The sequence below is a fragment of the Nitrincola iocasae genome (assembly GCF_008727795.1).
Classification (GTDB): Bacteria; Pseudomonadota; Gammaproteobacteria; order Pseudomonadales; family Balneatricaceae; genus Nitrincola; species Nitrincola iocasae.
This window is the reverse complement of the sequence record NZ_CP044222.1, coordinates 119,738-139,993: the sequence shown is the minus strand read 5'-3', so window position 1 is coordinate 139,993 and position 20,256 is coordinate 119,738. Positions and strand designations below refer to the sequence as shown.

General features: G+C 48.9%; 15 protein-coding genes and 3 rRNA genes. 3 read left to right on the top strand and 15 right to left on the bottom strand.

Translation table 11 applies throughout. The features are described 5' to 3' along the window. Nucleotides 1-73: 73 nt before the first annotated feature. Complete coding sequence (locus tag F5I99_RS00700) at nucleotides 74-934, bottom strand: YicC/YloC family endoribonuclease (RefSeq protein WP_151053200.1); 861 nt, start codon at nucleotides 932-934, stop codon at nucleotides 74-76. Between the two features lie 94 nt (nucleotides 935-1,028). On the opposite strand from F5I99_RS00700, the gene rph reads away from it, so the two are divergent. After that, nucleotides 1,029-1,802 carry a ribonuclease PH gene (gene rph, locus F5I99_RS00695; protein WP_151053199.1) on the top strand — a complete coding sequence of 258 codons (774 nt, stop codon included), beginning with the start codon at nucleotides 1,029-1,031 and terminating at the stop codon, nucleotides 1,800-1,802. Nucleotides 1,803-1,843: 41 nt separating this feature from the next. Here the strand turns inward: rph and F5I99_RS00690 are convergent, their stop codons facing one another. Beyond that, nucleotides 1,844-2,617, bottom strand: a complete 774-nt coding sequence (locus tag F5I99_RS00690; protein WP_151053198.1) for an exodeoxyribonuclease III — start codon at nucleotides 2,615-2,617, stop codon at nucleotides 1,844-1,846. Between the two features lie 166 nt (nucleotides 2,618-2,783). On the opposite strand from F5I99_RS00690, the gene pyrE reads away from it, so the two are divergent. Further along, a complete protein-coding gene (gene pyrE, locus F5I99_RS00685; protein ID WP_151053197.1) occupies nucleotides 2,784-3,425 on the top strand; it encodes an orotate phosphoribosyltransferase in 642 nt (213 codons plus the stop codon). A 124-nt stretch (nucleotides 3,426-3,549) separates the two neighbouring features. Here the strand turns inward: pyrE and rrf are convergent. From rrf to F5I99_RS00645, 8 genes are all read right to left on the bottom strand, one after another. Beyond that, a 5S ribosomal RNA gene (gene rrf / locus F5I99_RS00680) occupies nucleotides 3,550-3,665 on the bottom strand. A 166-nt stretch (nucleotides 3,666-3,831) separates the two neighbouring features. Continuing rightward, a 23S ribosomal RNA gene (locus tag F5I99_RS00675) occupies nucleotides 3,832-6,912 on the bottom strand. A gap of 327 nt (nucleotides 6,913-7,239) precedes the next feature. Next, a 16S ribosomal RNA gene (locus tag F5I99_RS00670) occupies nucleotides 7,240-8,776 on the bottom strand. Together the 16S, 23S and 5S rRNA genes form the textbook arrangement of a ribosomal RNA operon. Before the next feature lie 256 nt (nucleotides 8,777-9,032). Beyond that, on the bottom strand, nucleotides 9,033-9,461 hold the full coding sequence (locus F5I99_RS00665; RefSeq protein ID WP_151053196.1) for a universal stress protein: 429 nt from the start codon (nucleotides 9,459-9,461) through the stop codon (nucleotides 9,033-9,035). A 48-nt stretch (nucleotides 9,462-9,509) separates the two neighbouring features. Then, nucleotides 9,510-9,938: a universal stress protein gene (locus tag F5I99_RS00660; protein WP_151053195.1), complete on the bottom strand. Its 429-nt coding sequence runs from the start codon at nucleotides 9,936-9,938 to the stop codon at nucleotides 9,510-9,512. An 11-nt stretch (nucleotides 9,939-9,949) separates the two neighbouring features. Next, on the bottom strand, nucleotides 9,950-12,556 hold the full coding sequence (locus F5I99_RS00655; RefSeq protein ID WP_151053194.1) for a TRAP transporter permease: 2,607 nt from the start codon (nucleotides 12,554-12,556) through the stop codon (nucleotides 9,950-9,952). A gap of 206 nt (nucleotides 12,557-12,762) precedes the next feature. Next, entirely contained in the window at nucleotides 12,763-13,743 is a 981-nt protein-coding gene (locus tag F5I99_RS00650) for a TAXI family TRAP transporter solute-binding subunit (RefSeq protein WP_151053193.1), read from the bottom strand. A gap of 169 nt (nucleotides 13,744-13,912) precedes the next feature. After that, complete coding sequence (locus F5I99_RS00645; protein WP_151053192.1) at nucleotides 13,913-14,920, bottom strand: TAXI family TRAP transporter solute-binding subunit; 1,008 nt, start codon at nucleotides 14,918-14,920, stop codon at nucleotides 13,913-13,915. 214 nt (nucleotides 14,921-15,134) lie between these two features. Between F5I99_RS00645 and pfkA the strand changes: the two genes are divergently transcribed. Continuing rightward, the gene (pfkA, locus tag F5I99_RS00640) at nucleotides 15,135-16,139 is read left to right on the top strand and encodes a 6-phosphofructokinase (RefSeq protein WP_191905910.1); all 1,005 of its coding nucleotides are present in this window, start codon (nucleotides 15,135-15,137) and stop codon (nucleotides 16,137-16,139) included. A gap of 27 nt (nucleotides 16,140-16,166) precedes the next feature. On the opposite strand, the gene F5I99_RS00635 is transcribed toward pfkA, so the two are convergent. The 5 genes from F5I99_RS00635 to hisA form a co-directional block, all read right to left on the bottom strand. Continuing rightward, nucleotides 16,167-16,352 (bottom strand): CPXCG motif-containing cysteine-rich protein, encoded by a 186-nt coding sequence (locus tag F5I99_RS00635; RefSeq protein WP_151053191.1) that lies wholly within the window; start codon nucleotides 16,350-16,352, stop codon nucleotides 16,167-16,169. Between the two features lie 117 nt (nucleotides 16,353-16,469). Further along, nucleotides 16,470-17,906 (bottom strand): GGDEF domain-containing protein, encoded by a 1,437-nt coding sequence (locus tag F5I99_RS00630; protein ID WP_191905909.1) that lies wholly within the window; start codon nucleotides 17,904-17,906, stop codon nucleotides 16,470-16,472. 34 nt (nucleotides 17,907-17,940) lie between these two features. Then, a complete protein-coding gene (locus tag F5I99_RS00625) occupies nucleotides 17,941-18,699 on the bottom strand; it encodes a transporter substrate-binding domain-containing protein (RefSeq protein ID WP_151053189.1) in 759 nt (252 codons plus the stop codon). Between the two features lie 32 nt (nucleotides 18,700-18,731). Further along, nucleotides 18,732-19,505, bottom strand: a complete 774-nt coding sequence (hisF, locus tag F5I99_RS00620; RefSeq protein WP_151053188.1) for an imidazole glycerol phosphate synthase subunit HisF — start codon at nucleotides 19,503-19,505, stop codon at nucleotides 18,732-18,734. Nucleotides 19,506-19,514: 9 nt separating this feature from the next. Beyond that, nucleotides 19,515-20,255: a 1-(5-phosphoribosyl)-5-[(5-phosphoribosylamino)methylideneamino]imidazole-4-carboxamide isomerase gene (hisA, locus tag F5I99_RS00615; protein WP_151053187.1), complete on the bottom strand. Its 741-nt coding sequence runs from the start codon at nucleotides 20,253-20,255 to the stop codon at nucleotides 19,515-19,517. Between the last annotated feature and the right edge of the window lies 1 nt (nucleotide 20,256).

Below are 20,256 nucleotides of genomic sequence, written 5' to 3'. Positions count from 1 at the left end.
AATGAGGTACTGCTTAGCGTTTGCGTTAGCTCTAAAAATCGAGACGCCAAACCTGTTTGAACCGGTGAAAAATCTATTCAACGTTCTGGATCTGCTCTCTCATCTGCTCAATCAGCACCTTAAGATCAATGGCAGCTTGTGTTGACATAATAGCAATGGATTTTGATGACAGGGTGTTTGCCTCTCTGTTCAACTCTTGCATCAGAAAATCCAGCCGTCGCCCCATGGGTTCTGTGGTTTTCAGTACACGGCGGACTTCGTCAAGGTGTGCATCCAGGCGGTCCAGCTCTTCTTCCACATCGGCTTTGTTGATAAGCAGCACGACTTCCTGCTCTACGCGAACCGGATCGGAATCACTGATAAGCTTTCCGATGCGCTCCTGTAATGTGCGGGTTTGTCGTGCCAATATCTCTGGCAGATGTTGACGCAGTTCAGTCAATATAGCGGTGATCGCGTCGAGACGCTGTTCTATCATGACACAGAGCTTCTCTCCTTCACGAAGACGGCCATCACAGAGTGACGCCAACGCCTGATCAAACAGTGCCAGCGCCTGTTCATCCGGCACTTGCTGAGAGTCCTGTTGCTGCAGCACACCTGGCCATTTTAGAAGGTCCAGAGGAGACAGGGCTGTAGACGCGGGTAGATGCCTCTCTACCTGCTCAACGGCTGATAACAAGCCCTTGACCAAGGCTTCGTCAACACTCAATTGCGCGTCGCCCAGAGCGTCCTGAACTCGCAATGAGATTTCTACTTTGCCACGATTTAAGTGAGCCCGCAGGCGCTCACGTAACTGAGGCTCCAGATCCCGGTAGCTATCGGGCAAGCGGAAATGCGTCTCTAAATAACGGCTATTAACCGAACGCAGCTCCCATTTCAGCTCTGTTCCAGTGGATAGGTCACTTAAGGCGGCAAAAGCGGTCATGCTTCGTGTCATCTTGGCTCAATCTCGACTAAAATCACAGGTTGGACTTATATTAACAGCCTTGGTGCCATGACTCTATCTGGTACCGGCCAAGCAAGGGGATACAATGAGCTCAACTTTGTCAGATCAGTTGAAAGGTCTCGGTCTGAATAAACTCCGTCCGGGTGGGCGTCAGCCTGATCAGCTACGCGAAATAAAAATGACCCGGAACTACACCCGCCATGCCGAAGGCTCTGTATTGGTTGAGTTCGGTGATACCAAAGTGCTTTGTACCGCCAGTGTTGAACGCGGGGTGCCCAGATTTTTGCGTGGTTCTGGTTCAGGCTGGGTGACTGCCGAATATGGCATGTTGCCGCGAGCTACTAACACCCGCAACGACCGTGAAGCCAGTCGAGGCAAGCAATCCGGTAGAACCATCGAGATTCAGCGTCTGATCGGACGTTCACTGCGTGCCGCCATCGATTTGAAAAAACTGGGTGAGAATACCATCACCCTTGATTGTGATGTTATTCAGGCCGATGGTGGAACCCGTACTGCTGCGATTAGTGGTGCTTGCGTAGCACTTGCCGATGCCATTGAGTTTCTACGTAAGGATAAAAATGGTGCTGTAAAAGGCAATCCATTCAAACAGCTGATTGCTGCTGTCTCTGTGGGTATCTGTAAAGGCGAGCCGGTGCTGGACCTGAATTACGAAGAAGATTCTGTCGCTGAAACTGACATGAATGTGGTGATGACTGAGGCGGGTGGCTTTATCGAGGTACAGGGTACCGCTGAAGCAGCACCCTACTCACAGGAAGAACTGAACGCCATGCTGGATCTTGCGCGTAAGGGCATTACTGAAATTAATGAAATCCAGAAAGCCACACTAAAAAATAGCTGATAGAATAACCGGACCTGCTATCAAAACGGGTCCGGTTTATCTCAAAAATCCAGATCGTAATCGATAATCAGCGGGGCATGGCCAGAGAAGCGCTGATCTTTATAAATAGATACGTCCTTAATCGTTTTACGCAAATTAGGCGTGGTTATCTGATAATCCAACCGCGCGCCTTCGTTCAGCTTCCAGGCACGATTGTAATCAGGCCACCAGGTATATTGCCGATCCGCTTTGTTTACCTGGCGCAAAGCATCGACAAAGCCCAGATCACCAAACATCTCTTCAATCCAGATTCGCTCTTCGGCCAGAAAACCTGATACACGCTGATTAACATACCAATTGCTCAGATCTATTGGCTTATGGGCAATGTTAAAAGTACCAGTGAAAATAAAATCTCGGCGCTTTCGTAAGGTTTTTTTCAGGTGTCCCATAAACAGGTCCAGGTACTCCATCTTGGCAGCCTGGTCCTGATCACTTTTGAGCCCAGATGGAATCGTCAGCGAAGAAATACTGAACTTGTCAAAATCGGCTTGAATAAAGCGACCATTAAAATCACACTGTTCAAAACCCAATCCAGTCATGATAGCTTTAGGCACATGCCGGGTGTAAATGGCCACGCCACTAAAACCATCTTCAAAGGCATCAAAAAAGTAGGCATGGTAGCCTTCGGGGTGGTAGCGATCTGCATCCAGCTGATACTCTTTTGCACGGAGGCTTTGCAGACAAACCACGTCCGCATCCTGTTTAACCATCCAATCAAAGAATCCTTTGTCAGCGGCTTGTTCAATACCTTCAGTATTGAAAGAAATCACGCGCATATTCGGGCGGCTCCGTTGAGCAGGTTTAGTGTTATTGGTATTAAGTAGTAGATTGTATCGGGAACAGACCGAAAAAGAAATTTATACTACGCAACTTAATGGAATGGTGAAGTCTACAGGGTTATCATTATCCCCCTATTTTTCAACTCAGACCAGCGGATTGCCTATGCACGATTATCAACGCGAATTCATTCAGTTTGCCATTGAAACCCAAGTACTCAAGTTTGGCGAATTCACTCTGAAATCCGGTCGTGTTAGCCCTTATTTTTTTAATGCTGGGCTATTTTGTACTGGTGAAGCGCTACGTAAGCTGGGACACTTTTATGCCGCTGCGTTACAGCAGTCAAGCGTGGAATATGACCTACTCTTCGGCCCAGCCTATAAAGGCATCCCTCTGGCTGCCACAACGGCTGTTGCCTTGGCTGGAGAATACCAACGTGATGTTCCCTATGTGTTCAACCGCAAGGAAGCCAAGGACCATGGAGAGGGCGGCTCACTAGTGGGTGCCGAATTGAAAGGCCGCGCATTGATTGTTGATGATGTGATTACCGCGGGTACAGCAATACGCGAGGTCATGGCCATCCTTGAGCAGGCCAACGCACAACCCGCCGGTGTATTGATTGCACTGGATCGTCAGGAGAAAGGGCGTGCTGAGCTATCGGCCATACAGGAAGTGGAGCGTGATTACGGCATTCCCGTTATCAGCATCATCACTCTGGCGCAGTTAATTGAATATCTGCAGGAACAGGGTAGCCAATCTGCCGAACTAGCCGCTATTCGTCAATACCGTCAGGATTATGGTATTTAACCTTTAGCGCTACCTGCTTTTGGCCATCTGGACCATGAGCGCGTAGCGCGACACATTTTGGACTGATAACTGCCCAATAAAAAACCCCTGGCACGAGGTGACAGGGGTTTTTTAAGTATTAAGTGCCTGGCGATGACCTACTCTCACATGGGGAGACCCCACACTACCATCGGCGATGACGCGTTTCACTACTGAGTTCGGGATGGGATCAGGTGGTTCCACGTCTCTATGGTCGCCAGACAAAACTGGAACAACTCGGACTGGTTCGAAATAGATGTATTTAACTCTGTCTTATAGCACTACAAGCGTCAACCGCGTATCGATCTGTTGATTCAGTGTATCTTCTGAATCGTTGGATTCTTAATCCTTCGTTACCAGCTCACCAACCAAACGCCTTGGGCGTTATATGGTCAAGCCTCACGAGCCATTAGTACAGGTTAGCTCAACGCCTTACAACGCTTACACACCCTGCCTATCAACGTCCTGGTCTCGGACGACTCTTTAGGGGCCTCAAGGGCCCAGTGAGATCTCATCTTGAAGGGGGCTTCCCGCTTAGATGCTTTCAGCGGTTATCCTGTCCGAACGTAGCTACCCGGCAATGCCACTGGCGTGACAACCGGAACACCAGAGGTTCGTTCACTCCGGTCCTCTCGTACTAGGAGCAACTCTTCTCAAATCTCAAACGCCCACGGCAGATAGGGACCGAACTGTCTCACGACGTTCTAAACCCAGCTCGCGTACCACTTTAAATGGCGAACAGCCATACCCTTGGGACCGGCTTCAGCCCCAGGATGTGATGAGCCGACATCGAGGTGCCAAACACCGCCGTCGATGTGAACTCTTGGGCGGTATCAGCCTGTTATCCCCGGAGTACCTTTTATCCGTTGAGCGATGGCCCTTCCATTCAGAACCACCGGATCACTAGAACCTGCTTTCGCACCTGCTCGACGTGTCTGTCTCGCAGTCAAGCACCCTTCTACTCTTGCGCTCATTGGCTGATTTCCGACCAGCCTGAGGGTACCTTCGTGCTCCTCCGTTACGCTTTGGGAGGAGACCGCCCCAGTCAAACTACCCACCACACAATGTCCTCAATCCGGATAACGGATCTAAGTTAGAACCTCAAAGTTGTCAGGGTGGTATTTCAAGGTTGGCTCCACGCAGACTAGCGTCCACGCTTCTAAGCCTCCCACCTATCCTACACAAACAAATTCAAAGTCCACTGTGAAGCTATAGTAAAGGTTCACGGGGTCTTTCCGTCTAGCCGCGGGGACGCTGCATCTTCACAGCGAGTTCAATTTCACTGAGTCTCGGGTGGAGACAGTGTGGCCATCGTTACGCCATTCGTGCAGGTCGGAACTTACCCGACAAGGAATTTCGCTACCTTAGGACCGTTATAGTTACGGCCGCCGTTTACCGGGGCTTCGATCAAGAGCTTCTCCGAAGATAACCCCATCAATTAACCTTCCGGCACCGGGCAGGCGTCACACCCTATACGTCCACTTTCGTGTTTGCAGAGTGCTGTGTTTTTAATAAACAGTCGCAGCCACCTGGTATCTTCGACCGACAAAAGCTTACGGAGCAAGTCCTTCACCTTCATCGGCGTGCCTTCTCCCGAAGTTACGGCACCATTTTGCCTAGTTCCTTCACCCGAGTTCTCTCAAGCGCCTTGGTATTCTCAACCTGACCACCTGTGTCGGTTTGGGGTACGGTCGTCTGTAACCTGAAGCTTAGAGGATTTTCCTGGAAGCAGGGCATCAACCACTTCAACTCATACGAGTCTCGTCATCAAGTCTCAGCCTTAGCAGAGCGGATTTACCTACTCCACCAGCCTACACCCTTAAACATGGATAACCATCACCATGCTGGCCTAGCCTTCTCCGTCTCCCCATCGCAGTTACAGCCGGTACGGGAATATTAGCCCGTTTCCCATCGACTACGCATTTCTGCCTCGCCTTAGGGGCCGACTCACCCTACCCTGATTAACATTGGATAGGAAACCTTGGTCTTCCGGCGGACGAGTTTTTCACTCGTCTTATCGTTACTTATGTCAGCATTCGCACTTGTGATACCTCCACGATGCCTCCCGGCTTTCGCTTCAACGGCTTACACAACGCTCCTCTACCATGCGTGCACTTCCTTAAATACACTTATATTCCACCACCTCACCCGACTCAACGTTCGGGGCGCGCTTGGTCGTGCGCTTCGCGCCCGACAATCGCTTTAGTGTACTTAAGTGAAGTGCACGCATCCGCAGCTTCGGTACTAAGTTTGAGCCCCGTTAAATCTTCCGCGCAGGCCGACTCGACTAGTGAGCTATTACGCTTTCTTTAAAGGGTGGCTGCTTCTAAGCCAACCTCCTAGCTGTCTGAGCCTTCCCACATCGTTTCCCACTTAACTTAGATTTTGGGACCTTAGCTGGCGGTCTGGGTTGTTTCCCTTTTCACGACGGACGTTAGCACCCGCCGTGTGTCTCCCATGATTGCACTTCTGGGTATTCGGAGTTTGCATCGGGTTGGTAAGTCGGGATGACCCCCTAGCCGAAACAGTGCTCTACCCCCCAGAGTGAGACATGAGGCGCTACCTAAATAGCTTTCGAGGAGAACCAGCTATCTCCGGGCTTGATTAGCCTTTCACTCCGATCCACAGGTCATCCGCTAACTTTTCAACGGTAGTCGGTTCGGTCCTCCAGTTGATGTTACTCAACCTTCAACCTGCCCATGGATAGATCGCCCGGTTTCGGGTCTACTCCCAGCGACTTGACGCCCTATTAAGACTCGGTTTCCCTACGCCTCCCCTAATCGGTTAAGCTTGCCACTGAAAGTAAGTCGCTGACCCATTATACAAAAGGTACGCAGTCACCGTATTAAAACGGCTCCCACTGCTTGTACGTACACGGTTTCAGGGTCTATTTCACTCCCCTCACAGGGGTTCTTTTCGCCTTTCCCTCACGGTACTGGTTCACTATCGGTCAGTCAGGAGTATTTAGCCTTGGAGGATGGTCCCCCCATCTTCAGACAGGATATCACGTGTCCCGCCTTACTCGTTTTCACTACGTTTAGGTTTTCAAATACGGGGCTTTCACCCTCTACGGCCGCACTTTCCAGAGCGTTCTTTTAACCATAACGCAGCTTAAGGGCTGCTCCCCGTTCGCTCGCCGCTACTTAGGGAATCTCGGTTGATTTCTTTTCCTCCGGGTACTTAGATGTTTCAGTTCCCCGGGTTCGCCTCTCAAAGCCTATGTATTCAGCTAAGAGATACCTGACACTTTAATGACTCTACCTCTCTCCACCTCCTCGCGTTTGCGCAAGAGGGCTTTGACCTGCGCTTCGCGCAGTTAAAACCATTAAAGTGTCAGGTGGGTTTCCCCATTCGGACATGTACGGATCAAAGCTCGTTTGCCAGCTCCCCGTACCTTTTCGCAGGCTACAACGTCCTTCATCGCCTCTGACTGCCAAGGCATCCACCGTGCACGCTTATTCACTTGACCATATAACCCGAAGGCGTCTGTTCAATTGATGTTTGCTAGTAACGATCGATTTCGCCGGTTGGCGCTTGTATTTCTACAAGACAATCTATTTCTTTCAGTTCGAATTGTTAAAGAGCGATGTCCATGGATGGACTGAATGTCGCAAGGAGGCATGGATGCCGATGCGACTGTCTAAAATTAGCACAAGGCTTATTTAAACATTTATCCAAGAACACAAAAGTCAATAAAGAGTGCTTTCCAGCTATCTTCATTCACTGCTGTATTCTCAGCCGCTTAACTTTCAATCAGGTAATGCGTGTGGACACTTGAACAGGCCAAGCTATCGTTTAAGGAGGTGATCCAGCCCCAGGTTCCCCTAGGGCTACCTTGTTACGACTTCACCCCAGTCATGAATCACACCGTGGTAACCGTCCCCCTTGCGGTTAGACTAGCTACTTCTGGTGCAACCCACTCCCATGGTGTGACGGGCGGTGTGTACAAGGCCCGGGAACGTATTCACCGCGACATTCTGATTCGCGATTACTAGCGATTCCGACTTCACGCAGTCGAGTTGCAGACTGCGATCCGGACTACGACCGGTTTTCTGAGATTTGCTCCACCTCGCGGTCTTGCGGCCCTCTGTACCGGCCATTGTAGCACGTGTGTAGCCCTACTCGTAAGGGCCATGATGACTTGACGTCGTCCCCACCTTCCTCCGGTTTGTCACCGGCAGTCTCCTTACAGTTCCCGGCATTACCCGCTGGCAAGTAAGGACAAGGGTTGCGCTCGTTACGGGACTTAACCCAACATTTCACAACACGAGCTGACGACAGCCATGCAGCACCTGTCTCAGAGCTCCCGAAGGCACTTCAGCATCTCTGCCAAATTCTCTGGATGTCAAGAGTAGGTAAGGTTCTTCGCGTTGCGTCGAATTAAACCACATGCTCCACCGCTTGTGCGGGCCCCCGTCAATTCATTTGAGTTTTAATCTTGCGACCGTACTCCCCAGGCGGTCAACTTATCGCGTTAGCTGCGCCACTAAGACATCAAGTGTCCCAACGGCTAGTTGACATCGTTTACAGCGTGGACTACCAGGGTATCTAATCCTGTTTGCTCCCCACGCTTTCGCACCTCAGTGTCAGTATCAGTCCAGAGAGTCGCCTTCGCCACTGGTGTTCCTTCCTATATCTACGCATTTCACCGCTACACAGGAAATTCCACTCCCCTCTACTGTACTCTAGCTCAGCAGTATCAGGTGCAATTCCCAGGTTGAGCCCGGGGATTTCACATCTGACTGACTGAACCACCTACGCGCGCTTTACGCCCAGTAATTCCGATTAACGCTTGCACCCTCCGTATTACCGCGGCTGCTGGCACGGAGTTAGCCGGTGCTTCTTCTGTGGCTAACGTCAATGTATAAAGGTATTAACTTTATACCCTTCCTCACCACTGAAAGTGCTTTACAACCCGAAGGCCTTCTTCACACACGCGGCATGGCTGGATCAGGGTTGCCCCCATTGTCCAATATTCCCCACTGCTGCCTCCCGTAGGAGTCTGGGCCGTGTCTCAGTCCCAGTGTGGCTGATCATCCTCTCAGACCAGCTAAGGATCGTCGCCTTGGTAGGCCTTTACCCTACCAACTAGCTAATCCTACGCAGGCTCATCTGATAGCGAAAGGTCCTAAGAGCCCCTCCTTTCCCCCGTAGGGCGTATGCGGTATTAGCGTCCGTTTCCGAACGTTATCCCCCACTACCAGGTAGATTCCCACGCGTTACTCACCCGTCCGCCGCTCTCAAAAGTAGCAAGCTACTTTCTACCGCTCGACTTGCATGTGTTAGGCCTGCCGCCAGCGTTCAATCTGAGCCATGATCAAACTCTTCAGTTTAAATTTCGACAACCAATTACCTAAGCAATCAGCCGTCTAAGTCATGCTCAAAAACGTACATCTAAATGAATTCACAGTTAGGTTGCTTGTCTTTGATTAAGCTTTAATGCCTAACCTGAACAAGCGCCCACACGCATTACCTGATTAATTTGTTAAAGAGCGGCTTGAGCTACCCGATGTGTTGGGCTGTTGTCTCAAGCGAGGTGCGTATAGTATAGATCAAAATCAGATGGGTCAACGGTTTTTTGTAGTTATTTTACCGAATGACTAGTACAGAGCAATTAGCTTGCTCAACCACCTTTGACGTCACTGATCCTATAAGAATATTTTCTAGTTTAGAGTGGCTATGGCTAGGTAGCATTATCAGTTGCGGCTGCAGTTTGCGGGAATACTTCAATATCTCTTTATGCACTACACCTTCCGCAGTCTGGACTGTAAAGCCCGTCAATTGCGGCAATGCCTGTTTGACAAGCAAAGTTAAGTCATCCTTGAGAACGGACAAAGCACTTTGCACCTCTTCTTTTGAGGCATAGGAAGACAATAGCGGCACCGGCTTTCCTGGCAATATTGACATAAAGTGCATACATACCTCTTGCTCTCCAAGGTATTTCATCACTTTTATTAAGCCGGCAACCGCAGCATCTCGATCCTGTATATCAACGGGAAGCAGAATTTTCAGACCCATTGGCTTATCCGAATTTTATATGCACAAAACAGCGGCTGGGTCTTCGACTCAGCGCACCACCATCACTGATATATTACTGTGTTTTACCACATGGGCTGAATTGGGTCCCAGCACATAATCAGCGAATTTACGTTTGTTGTGAGCAGCCATAACAATCAAATCTGCATCGATCTCTTTTGCAATGTTTACAATCGTCTCCCAAGGAGACCCGTCCGCCACAATACGCTGAACCTGAATCTCCTCAGGAATATTTTCCTTCACGAACTTTTTCAACTCATCCTTGAGCAGCGTATGTGCTTTGCTGGAAAAGTCCTTAGGAAAGAAAGAACCCACCATTGGCATGGAAAAATCTGGCATCACCGTGAGGACATGCAAAGAAGCATCATAGGTCTTGCATAAATTTAGTGCTACAGGCAAGGCACGCTTCCATGAGTTAGGCTCACTTAACACCACAGGCATTAATATTTTGTTGTACATAGTCAAAGCTCCTATGCCTCGGTAACAGTTTGAACAGCATGCCCCTTACGGGCATGCCGGCGTCTTTGCAGCCAATAAACAAGGCCAAATAACATAAACCCAGGCACCCATACCCACTCTTTAGCCCAACGATCCACAGGAGCACTTACTTCCACTATTTCTTGATCAAAGTCGAAGCCTATGTCCGCAGCCAAACTACCAAATTCAACCATATCAACAAATGCACGATCAGCATCCATATACAATTCAAGGCCTAAGTTTTGCATACGCTCAACAGCCGTTTGACCGCCGGGGACCGGAACCAGTCTATAGGTAACCAGTGGATCACCTACAGCATCCTCACCGGAAATTTGAACACGTAGATGGCTACCTTGATCGGCTCGCATCAAAGCCTCTGCGAATTCTGCAGGTGCCACCGTCTGATAGGGATCATGTATCTTATCCATCCAATAACCCGGACGGAACAGTGTAAATGCCACCAACAATAACAGCAGGGTTTCATACCAACGACTGCGGGTTAACATATAGCCCTGTGTAGCTGCAGCAAAAATTAACATCGCGATCGTCGACACGATAAATATTAATATCCCCTGAATTACAGTGACATCAATAAGCAACAGATCGGTATTAAAAATGAACAAGAAGGGCAGCGCCGCCGTTCGCATACTGTAGTAGAAGGCTTGAAATCCGGTTCGAATCGGATCGCCCCCTGACACGGCGGCGGCGGCAAAAGACGCCAACCCCACCGGTGGGGTAACATCCGCCATAATACCAAAGTAAAATACGAACAGATGCACAGCAATCAAAGGTACCAAAAGGCCATTCTGTTGTCCTAGCGTAACCACCACCGGAGCCATCAGCGCCGCAACAACAATATAGTTAGCTGTTGTTGGCAACCCCATCCCCAATATCAAACTCAGCACAGCCGTCAGCAGCAAAATCAACATCAGATTGCCCATGGCCAGAGTTTCAACCACATCAGCTAATAGATTTCCCACCCCTGTCTGCGAGACAGCGCCTACAACGATACCAGCCGCGGCTGTGGCAATACCTATGCCGATCATGTTACGGGCACCAGCCACCAAGCCATTCCACAGATCCTGAGCGCCTTCTTTTACATCATCCAGCGGCTGGCTACGCTGTCTAAACAACGCAATCAGAGGGCGCTGTGTCAGCATGATAAATATCATAAACACTGTTGCCCAGAAAGCAGATAAACCCGGTGATAAACGCTCAACCATCAAACACCAGACCAACACAACAACCGGCAGAATATAATGCAATCCAACCATAACCGTTGGGCGAGTTTGCGGCAGATGAATGACTTCGGAATTTGGATCATCAAGCTCAAGCTCTGGATATCTCGCGCCTAATTTCAGCAAACCCACGTAGGCAATAGCCAAGGCTACGGAAACCACCCAAGGAGTAGCATCACCCAGGAGTGGCTTAAGCCAACCCAATCCATAGTAAACGCCAAAAGACAGCGCCATAACCAGAATAAGGCCAGTCATAAAGCTGATCACCTTATTGAGTAAGGGCCTGACCGGGTTAGCCGATGGCAATCCCTGCATATTTGCCTTAAGGGCTTCAAGGTGAACGATATACAACAGTGCAATGTACGAAATTAAAGCCGGGAGGAATGCATGCTTAATCACTTCCACATAGGATATACCAACATATTCAACCATCAGAAAGGCCGCAGCCCCCATAACCGGCGGCATAATCTGACCGTTAACCGATGACGAAACCTCAACAGCACCAGCCTTTTCTGAGCTGAAACCTACGCGTTTCATCATCGGAATGGTAAAAGTACCTGTGGTTACTGTGTTGGCGATCGACGAGCCTGAAATCAAGCCCGTCATTCCTGAGGCCACTACAGCGGCTTTCGCCGGACCACCACGATAATGTCCAAGTAAGGAGAAGGCGACCTTTATAAAATAATTACCTGCTCCTGCCTTATCTAGCAGGGCACCAAAAAGTACAAAGAGAAACACAAAGCTGGTTGATACGCCTAGTGCGATACCAAACACCCCCTGAGCTGACACCCACTGATGGTTAACCAAACCATCTACACTGACACCGCCATGGGCCACAATACTTGGCATATAGGGCCCCAGCAGGCTATAGACAAGAAATACCATAGCAACAATCACCAGCGGCGGCCCAAGCGCACGGCGTGTCGCTTCCAACAATAACACCAAACCTATTACACCGATAATAACATCCTGAGTAATCGGTGCTCCTGGGCGCTCAGCTAACTGTGCATAGAAAATGTATATATACAGTGCACAAAAAGCTGCGACTAGCCCGATAGCCCAGTCAAACAGAGGAATGCGATCACGAGGAGAACGCTTGAGGGCCGGATATGCCATAAAAGCCAGCGTTAAAGCGAAAGTCAGATGAATTGATCGTGCTTCAGTTGAGTTAAAAACACCAAAGCCAAAAACAAATGGCAATGGTGATGCAATCCACAACTGAAACAACGACCAAGCCGCAGCAATACTAACCAGCAATTTCCCCTGAAACCCGACCGGCGCTCGCGCCCCTGTATCAGAAGCGGCTACCATTTCATCAAGATCAACTGCTGGCTTTGCTGGCTGATGCGTATCGTTAGTCATCTGTTTACCCTGTAATCATGTTCAGAGAGCATCGGAAGTCGAGACTTGTGATCTCTACACTCCTACCTTTATAGCTTATTAGAACTAAAAATGATAAATACCGGCATCACTGCCGCCTTTTCCATGCGCCCGCGGTATACCGTACTTCCTGTACATAAAAAATGCGCGACGGGTTAGGACGCGCATTTATTTAATATATCGGCTAGTTATTCCTGCATCCAGCCACGCTCAACATAATAACGCATCGCGCCATCATGAATAGGAGCAGTTAAACCATCGGCGATCATATCGGCTTCTTTAAGGTTTGCGAAGGCCGGATGGAGACGCTTGAAGCGATCAAAGTTATCAAACACCGCTTTCACTGTCTGATAAATTGTCTCGTCATCAACACTCGCATGGCTAACGAAGGTGGCTGCTACACCGAAGGTCGGCACGTCCTCATCATTGCCACGGTATAGTCCACCAGGAATAACAGAACGAGTATAATAAGGATAAGCATCGACTAGCTCATCTATTTCTGCACCTGACACGGATACCAGTTTTGCATCAACGGTAGTCGTAGCTTCCTGAATTGATCCATTTGGATGGCCAACTACATACACCATGGCATCAATGTTGTTATCTGCCAGAGCAGATGCCTGCTCAGCAGCATCCAGCTGTGATGCCAGAGCAAAATCTTCAACAGTCCAGCCCATGGTGTTCATCACAACATCCATAGTGTTACGCTGACCTGAACCAGGATTACCAATATTGACCCGCTTACCTTTTAAATCGGTAAAATCGGTAATCCCCGAGTCAGCACGTGCGACAACGGTCAGAGGCTCACCGTGCATGGTGAATACTGAACGCATTTCTTCCCAGGCACCTTCTTCTTCAAAGTTACCTTCGCCATTATAGGCACGGTAGTGAACATCTGACTGTACAACGCCCATATCCAGCTCAGCATTTTTCATACCGTTTACGTTAGCCACGGAGCCACCGGTTGACGGCGCATTACAACGAACACCATGCTCATCACTATTACGGTTTACCATGCGGCAAACCGATTGGCCTACAACATAATAAACACCAGTTTGTCCGCCGGTACCGATAGTAATATATTTCTGTTCTGCGACAGCTTGGGTCGAAAACGCAGTTGCACCAAGTACAATGCCCGTCACGGCTGCTGCTAAAGAAAGACGCTTCATATAACTTACCTCATCAGGTTTATATTTTATTTTACTGCCCGGACCCATTTGACCGGATTAACACATTAACTGTAAGTGCTCGCTGTCAGTCAGCGGAGCTTTTCCTGCATCACTGGATGCATATAACTAAAGTCTAAAAATAGCCCATTAAGCATGAATTATCAAAGTATTATCCATCTTCCGGCAGTATAAGACCCTTTTCTTCATAAAAACGCCTCGCTCCTGAATGCAAGGGTGCCGTCAATGCTTCCTGGACCATGGCTTCAGGAGTTAATTCTGCAAATGCAGGATGCAATCCTTTGAAAGTATCAAAATTATCGAATACCGCTTTAACCAACGCATAAATGATTTCATCTGGAACACTGGAGCGCGTAACCAATGTTGCCACTACGGCAAAAGAATCAACTTCACCAGCATTTCCCTTATAGATTCCTGCAGGAATTCTTGACGTGCGATAATAGCTGTGTTTTTCGATCAACGAGCGAACCTGCTCATCATCAACGGCAATTATATTCACATCACAAGTGGTGGTCGCTTCCTGAACTACACCACTGGGATGTCCCACCGTATATACGGTTGCATCTATGCGGTTATCACATAACGCACTGGCCTGCTCAACCGGCCCGATAGTTTTTACTTCCTGAAAATCATCTAACGTCCAACCCTTGGCCTCCATCAGTACCTGCATGGTAGCGAACTGCCCCGAGCCGGGATTTCCAATATTTACCCGTTTACCCTTAAGATCATCCAGCATGGTGATGTCTGCATCAGCCCGTGCCAGTACAGTAAAAGATTCTGAATGCAACGAAAATACTGAACGCAACTCAAGGTCAGGGCCCTCAGTCTCAAAAGCGTCAGAGGTGCCCAAATAAGCGTGATGCTGCCAGTCAGATTGTGCCAGCCCCAGCTCCATGTCGCCAGCTTGCACCACCTTAAGATTAATCAGCGTCCCCCCTGTAGCACGAACAGCGCACCGCACCCCATGCTCAGCACGAGTGCGATTAACCAAGCGACATACCGCACCACCTGCCGGATAATAGACACCCGTAACACCACCAGTGCCAATGGTTATCGCAGTACTCATTCCCGGATCCGATTGCGCAAGCACAGCTGAGTTATTCATCAAGCCAGCTACCAGCAACAAAGCTCCCACGGTCGATTTATGCTTGCTAAGCATTTTTATTTATCCTACAGCTCCCAGATTAATTGATTATTGGATGTTTCCAGTATTAGCCACATTAACAAACATCTCCAGCTATGACGCTAAACTTTTTCGCACTCGTTAAACAATCGTAATTAAATGCGGCTGACTGCAAGCGTTGAACAGGCGCAAGTTACGCAAAAAAAGTATAGTCTATAAGGACACCTTTATTTGGTTCAGGACCCGTGCCATGTACAATCTTCCAAGCCTAGAAGCGATCCGGGAAATCACCTCTGTTGCCGTATTAACCAGCGGCGGTGACTCGCCCGGCATGAATGCAGCCATCCGCGGTGTTGTGCGCACAGCCCTGAGCTATGGCATCACCGTCTTCGGTATCCATCGAGGCTTCACCGGGCTATTGCAAAATGACATGGAATTACTGTCCTCCGCCTCAGTATCCAACATCGTCCAACGCGGAGGCACTTTCTTGAAAAGTGCTCGTTGCCCTGAGTTCCATGACCCGGCATGTCGCAAACAGGCCGCTAAGATACTGCACACTAGGAATATAGAGGCGCTGCTTGTTATCGGCGGTGACGGCTCTCTGACCGGAGCCCACCTGCTTGAAGAAGAGACTGGCATTCCGGTTATAGGCCTACCGGGGACCATCGACAATGATATTTTTGGTACTGAAGATACCATAGGTTTCGATACAGCCATGAATACGGCACTGGATGCTATCGATCGCATTCGCGACACTGCCGACTCTCATGAGCGCCACTTTCTGGTTGAGGTAATGGGACGAAATTCAGGTTTCCTCGCCACTCACGTTGGGATTGCTGCTGGTGCAGAAATGATTCTGGTACCTGAATATTCCGTCAATATTGCAGAAATCGCGCTGCAATTGGCCACGTCCCGCAAAGCAGGCACTGGCTCCAGTGGTATTATTGTTGTAGCCGAAGGCAATGAACCCGATTTGACCAGTAAGATTGCCCATGAATTACAACAACATGGCCTTGCGCCTCACATTTCCATTCTCGGGCATATTCAGCGTGGTGGACGCCCCAGTGGCCATGACCGGGTACTCGCATCCTGTCTTGGAGCAGTGGCAATCGAATACCTTCTGGCGGGCTACAGCGATATCATGGTGGGTGTTAGCAATGGTGAGGTTGTCGATATACCGCTGGACGACTTGATCCGCTATCGTAAAGGACTGGATCCTGAATTACTCAAAATCGCTCTGCAACTACATAAATAATCATAGAGCTAAAGAGCCAAATTAATTTCAGTCACTCTCTCGCTCAACCGAGACTTCGAGGGTGTTACCGATCACCACGCGGATTGCAACCGGCGCACAGCAAACCGGACAGTCTTCTGTATATTCCTGATCACCACCGCTACAGTCTACCATCAATGAAAAAGGCTCACTGCAATAAGGGCACACCAAATCAACAGCTTCTAATGGATTCATCTTTTCCTCCTCACTTCAGCAAGACGGCTGGTGATACCGCAACAGATACAAGGCTGGCGTTTACACAACACACAGACAGCACTAAGCTTAGCCTAATTATGACTGCACGGCATGAACTCAACCATAAATACGGGTGCAGTTGCGTCCTGCCGACTTAGCTTCGTAGAGCGCCTGATCAGCATGTTTAAGCAAGCGGTCAGCTGAATCAGTTACCCCAATTCGAAAACAGGCAATACCGATACTTACAGAAAGACTAACGGACTTATCAGGCAAGAGAGCAATTTTCCGGCATTCGACATGTAAGGTTTCTGCGATCTGCAGCGCTTCCTCAACAGTGGTTTCCGGAAAGATCAGGGTAAACTCTTCACCGCCAAAACGAGCTGCTAACTCACCAGGTCGCTGAGTGTACTGCTGAAATATCCTTGCCATCTCTTTCAGACACTCATCACCTAACTGATGCCCATAGGTATCGTTAAGTCGTTTGAAGTGATCAATATCGATCATCAACACGGCAATCGGATGGTGGTAGCGCAGTGAACGACCCACTTCAGTGTCTAACGCCTGATCCAGGCAACGTCGATTAGCTAACCCGGTTAAGCCATCCATCTGCGACAGGCGCTCAAGTTCCAGGTTTGCTTTTTGCAAGCTATGAGCCAGCCTGGAATAATCCTCTATCGACTGACGAATCGTATCCAGCTCTTTGAAGCAGAGAGGCTGTAATTTGATCGGTTGCTCACCCTGCCCCTCGATGGCGCGCAGACCATTTACCAGATCTTGAACAGGGCGCAGAATAAGTCTTTGGAAAGAGAAAAGTATGATGGCTGAAAAAAAGATCAATAAACCAATCAGAATGAGAAAGTAATTGCTGATTTTCAGTGCGTCATCACCAATATCACGGGTAATCAAACGCGCCTTCAAGGCTGCATCAGAACTGAGGTAAGACGACAGATTTTCAATCCGCTGATGGGTGTCATCTACCAGCCAATCCAACTGAATATTCAAGTCAGATATAAAACGAATATTGTACAGCAAGCTATCGTAATCGTCCGGCGTCAGACGGGTTTTCAGGCGATCCAGTGTATTCTGCAAACTTTGCAGCTGAATGGCCTGTACCGAGATAGCTGAAAAAAAGCCGACGAAAAAACTCAAGTCAGTATAGTCAGCTTCACTCAGTTGCTGATGTACTTTCTGCTGCAGATCACGCTGCAACTGCCGGACATTAAGCATCTCGCGAATATCAAACATGATATTGTTAGCTTCCGACATCAAGTAGGCATCCTGATCCAACATAAAGCTATGAACAAGCACCTGCGATAGTAACCGGTAATGCCGCTCTTCTGACGCGTTTTGTACTCGATACGCGGCATCCAGATAGGTACCGATTTTTTCTACTTTCAATGCATCCTGCTGTGTACGAACCAACTCTGGCAAATAGTCTTCTGCAGTAGCCCGCGTTTTAGCAGATATATCCTTTAGCAGCCCAAGTGATAGGATAAGAGCCAGGGTAAACATTAACAGCAGACCCAGCACCACGACCAGCAGGGTAACTGACATTTTAAACTGTGGAATACACTTTGGATGTACCATATCAATAGATACTGAAGGGAATGTACTTACGGTTTATCCGCTCATAGGTACCGTTTAACCGTATGGTTATCAGCGCCTGATTGATAGCGACGCGCAATGACTCATTCCCCTTCTGAATAGCTATATGTGCATCAGTTTTCAGCAAGTCATCGATCAGCGGCTCTGCAATAAAGTCAAATTTGCTACCTTCGGCTGACTGAAGAAAACTTAAAAGATTAATACTATCAGACAACACCAGTTCCACATCACCAGACACCAACTGTGCAAGCGCCTGTTCCTGATCTTCAGTAACAATAACCTCAGCCGCCGGATAGCGTGTTCTCAGAAAGTTTTCCTGTACAGTACCGACACCCGTAGCGATACGTACACCCGCTAAAGCGTCAGGACTACTGCTGGAGTATTTATGTGGGTTACCAACAAAAATGGAGTGACTACGATAATAGTAATCACTGAAATCAACACGCTCTTCCCGTTCAGCGGTCCTAGCCATACTGGCAACTATCAGTTGATAATCGCCTTCTTCCATACCCTCTAATATTTCGATCCAAGGTACGGCGACCAGCTCACAGTCCCGCTGCATAGCCTGACAAAGTGCTTGAGCGATATCTACGTCAAAGCCTGACAATTCGCCAGCTTCATCTATATAGCTGAACGGAGGATAAGCACCTTCAGTTGCGATGATCAGCGGGCCTGCCTGTGCAAACCCCAACCATCCTGTAAGCAGGATACCTAACCAGATGTTTGTTTTTGTTGTTATCATCACAAACGTCCCTGATTATAAAAAACGATGGGTTATAATCTTACTTCGATTCCCCGCGACTGCATATACAGCTTCGCTTCAGGAATGGAGTACTCATTAAAATGGAAAATAGAGGCGGCCAGTACCGCATCGGCTTTACCTTCCAGAATACCATCAACCAGATGATCAAGATTACCCACGCCACCTGAAGCAATTACAGGCACATGCACGGCTTCACTGATAGCACGAGTGACGCCCAGATCAAAGCCTGATTTCATACCATCCTGATCCATTGAGGTCAGCAGGATTTCACCCGCCCCCAGATCGACCATTTTCACGGCCCACTCGATGGCATCTAATCCGGTTGGTTTGCGACCGCCGTGGGTAAAAATTTCCCAACGATCAACTTCGCCGGGCAGAGAGACCTTTTTAGCATCAATTGCCACAACAATACATTGTGAACCAAAACGAGATGCAGCTTCTTGAACGAAATCAGGATTGAAGACTGCGGCCGTATTAATAGACACTTTATCAGCACCGGCATTCAACATACGACGGATATCTTCACACGCACGGATACCCCCACCCACAGTCAAGGGGATAAACACTTCTGCTGCCATACGCTCAACCGTATGCACAGTAGTTTCCCGCCCTTCGTGACTTGCAGTGATATCCAGAAAAGTAATTTCATCGGCGCCTTGTTGCTCATAACGACGCGCTATTTCAACCGGATCACCGGCATCGCGAATGTCCAAAAACTTAACGCCTTTCACAACGCGGCCATTTTCAACATCCAGACAGGGGATAATACGCTTGGCCAGTCCCATAACCGCTCCTTATGCTTTACACAGCTGGTCGCTGAGTATCTGAGCTTCTGCCACATCCAATGTACCTTCATAGATGGCACGACCAGTAATAGCACCCAGAATCCCCTTGTCGGCAACCGCTGCAAGACGACGAATATCCTCAATATCGGTCACACCACCGGAGGCAATGACCGGTATACCTGCATCCTGTGCCAGCGCAACAGTCGCTTCCACATTAACCCCCTGCATCATGCCATCACGGCTGATATCGGTATAAACAATGGAAGAGACGCCATCATTGCGAAACTGAATCGCCAAATCAGTAGCCTTAACGCTAGACACCTCAGCCCAGCCATCGGTGGCTACATAACCATCCTGTGCATCCAGTCCAACAATAATATGACTGGGAAAACGTTTGCACATCTCGGTTACGAAAGCTGGCTCTTTCACCGCCTTGGTACCGATAATAACGTACTCCACACCGGCATTCAGGTAAGCTTCTATGGTTTCTGCGGTACGAATACCACCACCTATCTGAATCGGCAGGTCAGGGTAGGCCTGTGCAATCGCTTTAACGATTTCACCATTAACCGGCTCTCCGGCAAAAGCACCGTTCAGATCGACCAGGTGCAAACGGCGGCAGCCTGCGTCAACCCATTTGGCAGCCATATCAACCGGGTTATCCGAGAACACCGTAGAGTCATCCATGCGTCCTTGACGCAGGCGCACACATTTACCATCTTTCAAATCTATTGCAGGGATAATCAGCATG